This is a genomic window from uncultured Fretibacterium sp. (assembly GCF_938040765.1).
Taxonomy (GTDB): domain Bacteria; phylum Synergistota; class Synergistia; order Synergistales; family Aminobacteriaceae; genus CAJPSE01.
Genome location: NZ_CALIAA010000121.1, coordinates 21,019 through 32,848 on the forward strand (window position 1 = coordinate 21,019; position 11,830 = coordinate 32,848).

14 protein-coding genes are annotated in these 11,830 nt (G+C 65.2%); 8 read left to right on the forward strand and 6 right to left on the reverse strand.

Annotated features, from left to right (window positions below):
• Positions 1 to 72: 72 nt before the first annotated feature.
• The gene (locus Q0176_RS04470; protein ID WP_299299649.1) at positions 73 to 738 is read right to left on the reverse strand and encodes a nitroreductase family protein; all 666 of its coding nucleotides are present in this window, start codon (positions 736 to 738) and stop codon (positions 73 to 75) included.
• A 181-nt stretch (positions 739 to 919) separates the two neighbouring features.
• On the opposite strand from Q0176_RS04470, the gene Q0176_RS04475 reads away from it, so the two are divergent.
• A complete protein-coding gene (locus Q0176_RS04475; protein ID WP_299299651.1) occupies positions 920 to 1,363 on the forward strand; it encodes a MarR family transcriptional regulator in 444 nt (147 codons plus the stop codon).
• A gap of 57 nt (positions 1,364 to 1,420) precedes the next feature.
• Complete coding sequence (locus Q0176_RS04480) at positions 1,421 to 1,825, forward strand: pyridoxamine 5'-phosphate oxidase family protein (RefSeq protein ID WP_299299653.1); 405 nt, start codon at positions 1,421 to 1,423, stop codon at positions 1,823 to 1,825.
• Positions 1,826 to 1,927: 102 nt separating this feature from the next.
• On the opposite strand, the gene Q0176_RS04485 is transcribed toward Q0176_RS04480, so the two are convergent.
• From Q0176_RS04485 to Q0176_RS04500, 4 genes are read right to left on the reverse strand one after another with little or no spacing between them, the layout of a single operon-like run.
• Complete coding sequence (locus tag Q0176_RS04485; RefSeq protein ID WP_299299655.1) at positions 1,928 to 2,221, reverse strand: hypothetical protein; 294 nt, start codon at positions 2,219 to 2,221, stop codon at positions 1,928 to 1,930.
• A 32-nt stretch (positions 2,222 to 2,253) separates the two neighbouring features.
• Entirely contained in the window at positions 2,254 to 2,736 is a 483-nt protein-coding gene (locus Q0176_RS04490) for a GNAT family N-acetyltransferase (RefSeq protein WP_299299657.1), read from the reverse strand.
• A 9-nt stretch (positions 2,737 to 2,745) separates the two neighbouring features.
• Complete coding sequence (locus tag Q0176_RS04495) at positions 2,746 to 4,035, reverse strand: adenylosuccinate synthase (RefSeq protein WP_299299659.1); 1,290 nt, start codon at positions 4,033 to 4,035, stop codon at positions 2,746 to 2,748.
• 56 nt (positions 4,036 to 4,091) lie between these two features.
• The gene (locus Q0176_RS04500) at positions 4,092 to 5,327 is read right to left on the reverse strand and encodes a S41 family peptidase (protein WP_299299661.1); all 1,236 of its coding nucleotides are present in this window, start codon (positions 5,325 to 5,327) and stop codon (positions 4,092 to 4,094) included.
• Positions 5,328 to 5,653: 326 nt separating this feature from the next.
• Between Q0176_RS04500 and rpmI the strand changes: the two genes are divergently transcribed.
• The 6 genes from rpmI (at position 5,654) to Q0176_RS04530 (ending at position 10,546) form a co-directional block, all read left to right on the forward strand.
• Complete coding sequence (gene rpmI / locus Q0176_RS04505) at positions 5,654 to 5,851, forward strand: 50S ribosomal protein L35 (protein ID WP_299077023.1); 198 nt, start codon at positions 5,654 to 5,656, stop codon at positions 5,849 to 5,851.
• A 44-nt stretch (positions 5,852 to 5,895) separates the two neighbouring features.
• Positions 5,896 to 6,252, forward strand: a complete 357-nt coding sequence (rplT, locus tag Q0176_RS04510; RefSeq protein ID WP_299299663.1) for a 50S ribosomal protein L20 — start codon at positions 5,896 to 5,898, stop codon at positions 6,250 to 6,252.
• 161 nt (positions 6,253 to 6,413) lie between these two features.
• Positions 6,414 to 7,454: a phenylalanine--tRNA ligase subunit alpha gene (pheS, locus tag Q0176_RS04515; protein WP_314716969.1), complete on the forward strand. Its 1,041-nt coding sequence runs from the start codon at positions 6,414 to 6,416 to the stop codon at positions 7,452 to 7,454.
• 17 nt (positions 7,455 to 7,471) lie between these two features.
• Complete coding sequence (pheT, locus tag Q0176_RS04520; RefSeq protein ID WP_299299665.1) at positions 7,472 to 9,928, forward strand: phenylalanine--tRNA ligase subunit beta; 2,457 nt, start codon at positions 7,472 to 7,474, stop codon at positions 9,926 to 9,928.
• Positions 9,929 to 10,018: 90 nt separating this feature from the next.
• Positions 10,019 to 10,306 (forward strand): hypothetical protein, encoded by a 288-nt coding sequence (locus Q0176_RS04525; RefSeq protein WP_299299667.1) that lies wholly within the window; start codon positions 10,019 to 10,021, stop codon positions 10,304 to 10,306.
• Between the two features lie 6 nt (positions 10,307 to 10,312).
• On the forward strand, positions 10,313 to 10,546 hold the full coding sequence (locus Q0176_RS04530; protein ID WP_299299668.1) for a hypothetical protein: 234 nt from the start codon (positions 10,313 to 10,315) through the stop codon (positions 10,544 to 10,546).
• Positions 10,547 to 10,674: 128 nt separating this feature from the next.
• On the opposite strand, the gene Q0176_RS04535 is transcribed toward Q0176_RS04530, so the two are convergent.
• The gene (locus tag Q0176_RS04535) at positions 10,675 to 11,652 is read right to left on the reverse strand and encodes a 2-hydroxy-3-oxopropionate reductase (RefSeq protein ID WP_366797165.1); all 978 of its coding nucleotides are present in this window, start codon (positions 11,650 to 11,652) and stop codon (positions 10,675 to 10,677) included.
• Positions 11,653 to 11,830: the final 178 nt, after the last annotated feature.

Genomic DNA, 11,830 nt, shown 5'->3' on the forward strand with positions numbered 1-11,830 from the left:
GAAAGGAGCCGCCCCGGCCGGGCGGCTCCCCTGTCTGTATTCCCGTTTTCTCCGTCCGCACGAAAAACGAACTTACGCCCCCGGCTTCACGCCCATCGGCATAATGCAGAGAACATCGTCGTCGTCGCGCAGGCTCAGAATCCTCTCGATCGCGTCGTCCCGGGCGGAGCGGATGTAGCGCGTACCGATGCCCAGGGCCCCGGAGGCCAGATAGACGTTCTGGGTCATCGCCCCCGCGGCGACGGCCGCGAACTCCTCCTCATCGTCGTCATCCTTGAACTTCCTGGAGAGCGCCGCGGAATCCGAAACGAAGATCAGGGTGCAGGGCGCCTTCGCGACGAAGTCCTGTTTCCCTATCCGTCCCCGGATATCCTCTTTGGAGACCTCCTTCAACGCGTGGGCCCTCCAATCGTACAGGAAGGTTCCGTCGGCCCGGGCCACGTAGATTTTGACGTAGGGCTCCATCCCCATGGCCATCGGCACCGTCCACCCCTTCTCCCCGCGGTTCAGGCCCGTCGCCGCCCACAGGACCGTCGAGAGATTCTCCAAAGAGACGTCCTTCATGGAGGCAAAATCGCCTCCCACGGCCGAGGCACGGCTCCCGAGGACATCGAACACCCCAGAACCGCCCGTCCTCTGCGGGGCCGGGAGCGAGATGTCGGCGGACGCCGACCCGACGGGAAAAAGGACCACGGCAGCCAGAAGGAACACGCACAATCTCTTGAAAGCGGTAAACATGACAAACCTCCTTAAATTTGATTTCGCGTCCCGTATTATACTCATCCGCCGGAGCTTCCCGCCTCCGCCTTTTTCCCCTCCCAACGAATCCCTTTTTCTACTCTCCCGTGTTTTTCCGTTCTCGGGCTTTTACCTCGTTACGCTTGACAATAGTTTTATATAAAACTACAATGATCTCACGATGCGCATCGGAGACGATATCGTTCAGAAGATCTCGGACCTGCGGAACCTGGCCAACGCCTTCATCCTTAAATGTCTGGAGGAGGAGGGCATCGTTGGTCTTGTTCCCTCGCACGGGGCCGTTCTGGCGGCGCTCTATCGCGAAGGTCCGCTGCCGATGAAGGAGATCTGCAAACGCATCCACAGGGACAAGAGCACCCTTACCGTCCTGGTGCGAAAACTGGAGGAGCTGGGCTACGTCGAACGGGAGCCCGACGAAAAGGACAACCGCATCGTTCGGGTCCGCCTGACGGAGAAGGGCATCTCATCCCGCGGCGCTCTCGAACAGGTCTCCCTGCGCCTGCGCGAAAGGGTTTGGGGCGACGCTCCAGAGGAGGAAAAGGCGGCGGTCTGCCACGCATTGATCAAAATGATCGAGCGCATGGAACAGGACACGGCCCGGTGAGGCAAAAAATTTTTTGCATAAATAGTTTTATATCAAACAAAATGGAGGCGACGAAGTATGATCGACTTGGAGAAAATTCTGAGGGAGAACCCCAATGGAGTCCTGGCCACGCGAAACGGTGACGGAGTTGCGACGAGGATCTTTCAGTTTCTTTTCATGGAGGACGGAAATAAGGTCTATTTCTGCACGGAGGGCGACAAACCCGTCTACCGGCAGCTGACCGCCAACCCCAAAGTATCCTTCTGCACCTCGGCGAAGGATTGGAATCCGGTCCTCTCCCTGGACGGCAGGGCCGTCTTCATCGATGATACGGCGTTGAAACGGCGCGCCCTGGAGGAGTATCCCCTGATTCGGGATATCTTCAAGACCGCGGACAATCCCCTCTTCAAGTTATTCTACCTGGAGGTCCAGGAGATCCACACCTTCTCCTTCGCCGAAGGGGCAAAGCTCTCCAAACCGTGACCCGACAATATGCGAACGGGGGCCCTCGGCCCCCGTTGGATTACCGTTTTTTGGGAACCCCCCGGTTTATGGCCGGGGGCCGTTGATCCTCGATCGATACGATCAACGCTCAGAGCGGGGCCCGGCCGCATCGGCCGGGGAGCCCGTGGGGGAGGGCTGAGCCCGGGAATAGACGGATCGGTTCCGCTCCCGTCTGCGCCGCTCTTTTTGAAGGAGCCACGCGGACTCCAACGCCCCGGCCAGGGCCCCGCTGCTTCGCTCCCAGGCCTCCGCAGCCTTTTCCTCGAGAAAGACGTCCCGATCGGCATCGATCCCCACGGGCCGTCGGTGCAGCGTAAAGCGCTCTCCGTCGAAGGAGACCGAAGAACCGTCGTCGAACGGGACGTAGACCCTCATCATCCTCTTCCTCTCTCAAACAAAGGGGCCGCTCAAGGGGAACGGGTCAGGGAAAGGGCCATTTCCACCGCGTTCTCGCCATCCGAATAATAGTGGGCGCGCGTCGCCCCCCGCCGAAAGGACAGCCCCTCGTACAGGGCTCGGGCGGGAGCATTGGCCTCCCCGACCCTCAGGATCAGACGCGTTCGGCCCATGGAGCGGGCACATTCCGCAACGGCCAGGACCAGCTGCGTCCCAATCCCACGGCGGCGGTATTCCGGCAGCACCATGAGCCCCATCAGAAGCGCGAAACCCGCCTCGTGTCCCATCACCGCATAGCCCAGAAGCCTCGCACAGGCACCTCTCGAGAAGGCCCCCAGGTAGGACAGGCCCTTCTCGAGGGGGTCCGAAAGGGAGGAGGCCGCAAGATCCCGGGCAATGACCGCATCTGGCCATGGGTAGAGGGAAAGCCCGTTCGCCTCGATGATCGCGGGAACGTCCTCCGGCCCGCAGAAACGAATCTCCGGCAGGAACATCCGTCGTTCTCAAAGGCCCCTGTCGATGGTCTGGCTGCGCTCCTGTCCCACGCCGATGAGCTTTACCGGGACCCCCAGCCCCTTCTCGATATACTCCACGTAACCCCGCGCCTCCCGGGGAAGAGAATCGAAACTCGTACAGCCCGAGATGTCCCCCCTCCACCCGGGGAGCGTCTCGTATATCGGAACGACCTCGTCCAGGATGTGAGGCGAGGCCGGAAAGCCCTCCAGGCTCCTGCCGTTGTACTCGTAGCCCGTGCAGACCTTGATCTCCGGCATCCCGGACAGGACGTCCAGCTTGGTCAGGGCGACGACGTCCACCCCGTTCAGGGCCATGGAGTATTTGAGCCCCACCATGTCCAGCCACCCGCATCGGCGGGGGCGGCCCGTCGTCGCGCCGAACTCCCCTCCGGCATTCCGCAGGCGCTCCCCGATCTCCCCTGGCTCCTCCGTGGGCATCGGTCCCTCGCCCACCCTTGTCGTGTAGGCCTTGACCACCGCGATGACGCGGGTCAGGTCGCGCGGGGCAAGCCCCGTCCCGGTAAAGGCGCCGGCCGCGGAGGTCGAGGAGCTGGTCACGTAGGGATAGGTCCCATGGTCGATGTCAAGCAGGACGGCCTGAGCTCCCTCCAGCAGGACATGCCGCCCCTCGTCCACCGCCTCCCGGAGCAGACGCACGACGTCACCGACATAGGGGGCCAGGGCCTTGCCCCATTCGCGCGCGGGCCCGTAGACCTCGTCGAAAGGAATGGGCTTCTCGTTGTATAGCCGGGTGAGGAGACGATTCTTCTCCTCCATCAGGGGGACCAGCCTCTCCCTCAGAAGGTCCGCGTCCAGCAGGTCCTCCACCCTCAGCCCGACCCGTGCATATTTATCGACGTAGCAGGGCCCGATTCCACGGCCCGTCGTCCCGATCCTGCGCCCCTTGCCCCTCGCCGCCTCCTGGGCCCTGTCCAGGACCTTGTGGTAGGGCATGACGACATGGGCATGGGGACTGACGACAAGGCGCGCCCGGTCCTGCCCCTTCTCGTAGAGCTCGGCCGTCTCGTTCAGAAACTGCTCGGGGTCGAGGACCAGGCCGTTCCCGAGGATGCAGAGCTTCCCGGGATAGAGCATGCCCGAGGGGAGCAGGTGAAAGACGACCTTCTGACCGTTCGCGATAACCGTATGCCCCGCGTTGGCGCCGCCCTGATAGCGGACGAAGACGTCTACGTCGGCCCCCATCGCATCGACGACCTTGCCCTTCCCCTCGTCGCCCCATTGAGCGCCGATGAGCAGATCGACCTTATTTTCCTTCAATGCCATGCGCCTCCTAACCGCGCCCGCTGTCAAAGCCCCCGAAGGAGCCGCTCCTTCTACTTCTTCCTGGTCGAGGACCGGTCCTTCACGGCAGCCTTACGGACCTCGGCGATGGCCCTCTGGAGCTGGGCGTCCTTGTCCTTGTCCTTCTCAGGCTCCCCCTTGACCTCGATGGTCGGAGTGAGTCCGACGTGGTCGATCACCCTCCCGGAGGGCGTATGGTAGCGCGCGATGGTCACATAGAGGCCCGACCCGTCCGTCAGGGGAAAGAGCGTCTGGACCGACCCCTTACCGAAGCTCTTCTCCCCGACCAGCGTGGCACGCTCCCGGTCCAGGAGGGCCCCGGCCACGATCTCCGACGCGCTGGCGCTGCCGCCGTTGATCAGGACGACCACGGGCATGGAGGTCAGGAAGAGCGAGGGATCCGCCGAATACTTTTCATTGGCCTTCTCCGACCGGCCCCGGGTCTCGACGACGGGGCCCCCCTTCAGGAACATTCCGCAGATCTTCACGGAGACGTCCAGAAGGCCGCCGCCGTTGTTCCGAAGATCGAGGACCAGCCCCCTGGCCCCCTTGCGGATCATCTCCTTCATGGCGTCGCGGGCCTCCTCATCGGTCTTCTGCTTGAACTGGGTCAGCCGGAGATAGCCGATGTCGTTCGACAGCATCTCGTAGCGGACGGACTTGATCTTGATGATCTCCCGCGTCAGCTCGAATTTCAGGAGCTCCTCCTCCCCGTCCCTGCGGATCCAGAGTGTCACCCGGGTATCCGGCCTGCCCCTCATGCGCTGGACGACCCGCTGGGAGTCCCAGCCCAAAACGACGTCGTCGTCCACCTTGACGATCTGATCCTTCGGCTTCAGCCCCGCGCGCTCCGCCGGCGTGTCCTCCATCGGGCTGATCACCAGAACCCTGCCGTCCCGTTCCCCGATGTACATGCCCAGGCCGCCGTAGCGCCCCTCCATCTCGATCTCCTCGTCCTTGAGCTGGTCGGGCGTCACGAAACGGGTGTAGGGGTCCTCCCAGGCCTCCACCATCCCCTTCATCGCGCCGTGCAGCAGCTTGTCCTCGGGAGCCGGCTTGGAGGCGGCATCGACCTGATAGGTCTCGATGATCGCTCTCGCCTGGCGCATGAGCCAGAGCGAACGGGCGCCGAAAGGGGATATACGTTCCAGATCGTTCAGGTCCGACGCTCCGGCGCTCCCCATGAATACGTTTCCGGCCGTCACGGCCGCGGCCACAACGCACAGCCACGCCACACCCCACAATACCCTTCCGTGTCTTCTCTCCATTGCTTCCAACTCCATCCTAGACATCTGCAAAGACAGGCGTTAAAATATGCGCCCCTGTCTCATTCGGCCCAACCGGCGCGTTTCGAGAGAAAACGCCGATCCGCTCCATGAAGCCTCCCTGATGAAACCCCTAAGCGACCCGCTCAGCTCGCTTACGCTCATTGGCGGTCTGCTTATGTGGTACCCCAGCTTGCCGTCTTTGAGGAGGGAACTTGCCGGGGCCGCCGCTATCGTATAGCGGCGTGGGGGCGAAGCCTCCATGTTAATTTTTAGCGCAAATTTTTCGGGGAACGCGTTCCCCGTGTACGGAAAAGGAGAAATGTTTCATGCCCAAACTGAAATCGCACTCCGGTGCCAAGAAGAGGTTCAGCCGCACCGCGACCGGCAAGCTGTCCTACCGCAAGGTCGGCCGCAGGCACATCATGGTTCACAAGGGCTCCAAGCGTCTTCGCTCCCTGCGCAAGTCGGGCTATGTCAGCGACACCCTGATGGAGCAGATGAACAGGATGCTGCCCTACGCCTAGCGCGTCGGGTCCGTTCGGGATTTTTGGGGGAGGATGATTGAACCATGCGCGTCAAGGGTGCATCGGCAAGCAATAAGAAGAGAAAGAAGCTTTTTTCCATCACCCGGGGCTACTGGGGACAGCACAAGAACGTCTATCGGCGGGCCAGGGAGGCCTACCTCGCGGCGCTGTCCCGTGCCTACGGGGACCGCAAGCGCAAGAAGCGCGACTTCCGCCGCCTCTGGATCACGCGTATCAGCGCGGCGACCCGTTCCGAGGGGATGAGCTACAGCGCGTTCATGAATGGCTTGAAGAGGGCCGGGATCGTCATGAACCGCAAGATGCTCTCCGAGCTGGCCATCCACGACATGGAGGCGTTCCGCAGCCTCATGGGGCAGGCCCGGTCCGCTCTGGGGCAGTAGTACCAGGCAATTTTTTCCATATTTTCATTTTCCATCCGGAGGGCCGGGGTCGATGGCCCCGTGTTCCCGGATGAAGGTGGATGAAGGCTGTATGGGGGCGGTCGGAGCCCGGCGCTCCGCTCCGCCCCTGAATTTTTTACGAGGAAGGGAGGCAGAGGCGGTTGAATGCGTTGATTGAGGGAATGAGGGAGGTGCGGGCCTCGTTTGGCGAGGCGCTGTCCTCCGTTGACTCCACGGAGGCGCTCGGCGAGCTGCGGGTGCGCAACCTGGGGAAAAAGGGCGCGCTGACCGTTCTGCTGAAGTCGCTGGGGAAGCTGAGCCCCGAGGAGCGTCCCGCGGCCGGCGAGCAGCTGAACGCCCTCCGGGACGAGATGGAGCGGACGATCGAGGCCAAGGGACGCGAGCTTCGCGCGCGGGAGAACGAGGCGCGCGAGGCCGGGGAGCGCATCGACGTGACGCTGCCCGCGAAGGGCCGCTGCGGCGGGTCCTTCCACCCCGTGGCCCAGACGATGCACGAGATCGTGGAGATCCTGCAGGGGATGGGGTACTCCGTCGCCCTGGGGCCCGAGAAGGAGGAGGAGCTCTACAACTTCGAGAGCCTGAACATGCCCTCCTGGCACCCGGCCCGCGACATGCAGGACACCTTCTATTTCCCGGACGGGACCCTGCTGCGCACGCACACGTCGCCCGTGCAGGTGCGCTCGATGCTGAAGTACGGCGCGCCGCTGCGGATCGTCTGCCCCGGGAAGGTGTACCGGCGGGACAACGATCCCACGCATTCCCCGATGTTCAACCAGATCGAGGGCCTGATGATCGACAAAGACGTGTCCTTCCCGGTCCTGAAGGGCACGCTGAGCGGCCTGATGGACGCCTTCTTCGGCCGGAGCCTGAAGAACCGCTTCCGCGCCAGCTACTTTCCCTTCACGGAGCCCTCGATGGAGCTGGACATCGAGTGTGTGGAGTGCGGCGGGGCCAACGCCCGCTGCCGGGTCTGCAAGGGGACGGGCTGGCTCGAGGTCTGCGGGATGGGGATGGTGCATCCGTCGGTCGTCCGGGCCGGGGGCATCGACCCGGAGAGGTACAACGGCTTCGCGTTCGGCATGGGGCTCGACCGCATGGCGATGCTCAAGTACGGCATCAACGACCTGCGCCTGCTGTTCGACGGCGACGTCTCCTACTTTCTGTCGGGAAGGGACGCTTAAATGGGAGGGACGCTTAAATGCTCGTATCCTGGAATCTGCTGAAGGACTTCATCACCCTCTCCGCGGGGCCCGAGGAGGCCGCCGAGCGGCTGACGATGGCGGGGGCCGAGGTCGAGGGCCTGGAATACAAGGCCCGGAACCTGAGGGGCGTCGTCGCCTCCCGCATCCTGTCGCTGACGCCGCACCCCGCGAAGGAGAAGCTCCTCGTCGCGCGCCTCTCCACCGGCCGCGGCGAGTCCGTCTGCGTCACCAACGCGGAAAACGTGAGGGCCGGGGACCGCGTGTTCTACGCGCCGCCGGGCTCGACGCTGCCCGACGGCACGGAGCTGGGCATCCGGGACTTCTACGGCCTGGAGAGCGCGGGGATGATGCTCTCCGCGGCCGAGCTGGGGGTCCCCGAGGCCGACGACACGGACGGCATCCTGATCCTGCCCGAGGACGCGCCCGTCGGGACGGAGGCCCGCGCGCTCTACGGGCTCTCGGACACCATCCTGGACGTCTCCGTCACCCCGAACCGGGGCGACCTCCTGAGCATCTGGGGCATCGCCCGCGAGCTTCGGGGCCTCTTCCCCGACGCGAAACTGAACGCGCCCCGGTGCCTGGAGGGCCAAGCATCCGGAGATGACCGGGAGTGGCCGGACGCGCAGCGGTTCGGGGCGATATCTCTGCCCGACCCCGGGTGCCTCTGCTACCATCTGGGCCTGGCGACGGGCGTCGCGATGGGGCCCTCGCCCCTGGCGGTCCGCGTGGCGCTGGCGCACATGGGCATGAGGCCCATCTCGAACGTCGTGGACGCGACCAACTACGTCATGCTGGTGCTGGGTCAGCCCCTGCACGCGTTCGACCTGAACACCCTGCCCGCGCGGGAGATCACCGTGAGGGCGGCCGGGGACGGCGAGCGCATGACGACGCTGGACGGGCGCGAGCGCGTCCTGACGGAAAGGGACATGCTGATCACGAGCGGCGGCGAGCCCATCGCCATCGCCGGGGTCATGGGCGGGGACCGCACGGAGATCCGGGACGACACCCGGACCGTGGTGCTGGAGAGCGCCTCCTTCTCCCCGCTGCGCGTGGGGCACACGGCGCGGCGGCTGGGCATCGCCTCCGAGGCGGCGTTCCGCTTCGCCCGCACCGTGGACCCGACCCTCAGTGCGCGCGCCCTCTCCCTGGCGCTCGAGCTGATGCGCGATTGGAGCGGCGCGGAGATCGGCTACCGCGTGCGCTCCGCGTCCAACGATTTTCCAAAGCCCAAACCCGTGACCCTGACGAAGAAAAAACTTCAGACTTATCTGGATTGGGGCGACATGGACGCCTCCGCCGCCATTCTGGAGGGGTTCGGGATACGGGGCGGGGACGGGACGGACGAGGCGCGGACCTTCGTGCCGCCGACCTGGCGTCCGGACATCACGATCGAGGAGGACCTGATCGAGGAGGTCGGGCGTTTCCGCGGCTACAACGACGCCCCCGGGCGTCTGCCGGGCGAGCCGCCCCGCGGCGGGGACAGGGGTGAGCCGATGCGCCTGTCGGCCCTCGTGCGCTCCTGCCTCGTCGCGCGCGGTTACGTGGAGGCGGTGACCTACAGCTTCCTTCCGGAGAACTTCCCCGGCGCCCTGCTGCTGCCGGAGGACGATCCGAGGGCCCATCCCCTGACGCTGGCGAACCCGATCAGCCAGGACCAGATCGCCATGCGGACCACGCTGGTCCCCGGCCTGTTGAACGGGCTCAGAACCAGCGCCGCCTCCGGTTGGCGCGGGGCCGTTCGGCTCTTCGAGCAGGGGCGCGTCTTCCTGAGGACCGCGCCCGGCGCGTCCACGCACGTCGAGCACGATGCCGTCGCGGGCCTCGTCTTCGACGGGACGGACCCTCGAACGCCCTGGAAGGGACAGGGGGAGGATTTCTACAGCGTCAAGGCCGACGTCGCCGCGCTGCTGGAGGGCTGTGGGCTGACCCCGCGGTTCGTCGCCGGTCGGCAGCCCTTCGGGCACGGGGGGCAGACCGCCGAGATTCGGGCCGCGGCCCCGGACGGGAGCGTCCGGTCCCTGGGGTGGCTGGCTCGTCTCAAGCCCGTCCTGGAGCAGGAGCTGGGCCTGGGGGGCGGGGCCGTCGTCCTCTTCGAGCTGAGGCTTTCGGAGCTCGAGGAGCTCCGAGGGAACTGTCGGCCCGTGCTTCGTCCTGCAAGCGCGTTCCCGGCCTCGCTCCGGGACATCTCGATGCTGGCCCCGGCGGAACGGACCCAGGACGAGGCGGCGTCCGACATCCGCGCGGCGGCGCGCGGCGCGGCGGGGTGGGATATTCTGGACGAGCTGAGGCTCTTCGACGTCTACGAGGGCAAGGGGATCCCCGAGGGGTTCCGAAGCCTCGCCTTCTCGCTCTCCTACCGCGCGCCCGACCGGACCCTCAACGACGAGGAGGTCGAGCGGGTTCACGGCCTGGTGCGGGACACCCTGGTCCAAAAAGGGTACAATATGCGCTAGGTGCGTCAGGGATGCGGACGGGGGCGGTCCGGGGTGGTCCGGCCGCGCCCGGCCCGTCCGGGCGGAGCGGGGGGCGGAGGAGGGATGGGCTTGGTGGAGCCGAGAAGTATCGATACCCTGATCGATCGGCTTGGTGAGAGGATCGACGTGCTGATCCAGGAGCGGGACGACCTCAGGAGAGAGGTCCGTCGCCTCGCTGCCCATGCCGCCGAGCGCGACGAGGAGTGCGTGAGGGTCAGGCAGGAGATGCAGCGATCTCTCGAGGCCGCGGGCGAGGAGGTCCTGTGCGCGGAACGCGTCGGGGCGGAGATCGAGGCGAAGCTGCGGAACCTGAACGAACGCCTGATCGACCTCGTCAGGGAAAGATGGCGGGGTTGAGCTCCGGTGTGTGCCTCCAGGAATATCCGGATCACGATCGGGAAGAGAAACTACAGCGTTGAGACCGCTCTGGATCCCGGAGCGGTGGAGCGCATCGAGTCGCTGGTCGCGGCCGCCAGCGATTCTCCGGCAAAGGGGATCAACCAGGAGGAGCGTCTGATGCTCACCTGCCTGCAGCTGGCCTATTCCCTGGACAAGGCCGTTTCCGCCCTCGAGGGCCTGCTGAAGAGGGTGGAGTGAACGAAACGATCTGAACGAAACGATCGGCCCGGCTGTGCGGCGAGGCTAGGTTTGAAACAAGGACGGGGAGGAACGCCGGCAGTGCGTTTCCTTCCCGTCCTCGTTTCCGGGCTCCCTGCGGGGGGCCGTCACTCCTTCCTCAGCGACACGCCGTTCAGCAGCTCGTAGTATCTGCCCAGGGCTCCATGGTCGAGCGGGCCGCAGCCGCGCGCCATGAGGTTCTGCATCATCTCCATCACCTGCGAGGCCAGGGGCATGGAGACGTGCAGTCCCCGCCCGGCCGCCAGCACGTTGTTCAGGTCCTTCACGTGCAGTTCGATGCGGAACCCCGGCTCGTAGCGCCCCTCCAGCATTCGGGGCGCCTTGTCCTCCAGGCACTGGCTGCCGGCCAGCCCGCCCCGGATGGCCCGGAACACCCGCTCCGGGTCGGCGCCGGCCCGTTTGGCAAAGGCCAGTCCCTCCGCCACCGCCGCGATGTTCGCCGCGACGATCGTCTGGTTTACGAGCTTCGTCACCTGCCCCGCCCCGCTCGGGCCGACATGGAGGCTCTTGCCCATCAGGTCCAGGACGTCCCGGACGCGCTCGTAGACGTCCTCCCTGCCCCCGACCATGATGGACAGGTTCCCCTTCTCCGCCTTCTCCTGCCCTCCGCTCACGGGGGCGTCCAGCATGCCGCAGCCGCGCTCCTCGACGAGGGCGCAGAGCTCATGGGCGACGACGGGGTCGATGGAGCTCATGTCCACGACGACCTTCCCCGGGGTCAGACCCTCCAGAATGCCGTCCGGACCGCAGAGGACCGACCGGACGTCCGGCGAGTCCGGGAGCATCGTGATGACGACATCGCAGCGCTCGGCCACGTCGCGCGGCGATCGCCCCACCTCCGCCCCGTCCTGAGCGAGTGCGGCGACCGCAGCCCAGGAACGGTTGAAGACGGTCACGGACCGCCCGCCCTTCAGCAGGTTGCTCGCCATGGGCCTGCCCATGACGCCCAGACCGATGAAACCGATTTTCACGCCGATCGCTTCCTTTCCCATCCCAAGCCCTTTTCCGTCCCATGCGGCCCCCTCCTTTTGGGGCCCCACCGCGATATCGGGACCATTGTACACGAAGCCCCCGGAAGAAGGGGGGCTCCCGGCCCGCCGGGTGCTATAATGGGCGCGCGCATGCCGCAGCGTATTTCACGGGTAAGGCAGCGTATTTGACGAGCAAGGCAGTGTCCTTTACGAGTAAGACCTGCTAGAAAAAGTCAAGGGTTTAGTTGAGAAATTCTGGCAGCAGGGGGTA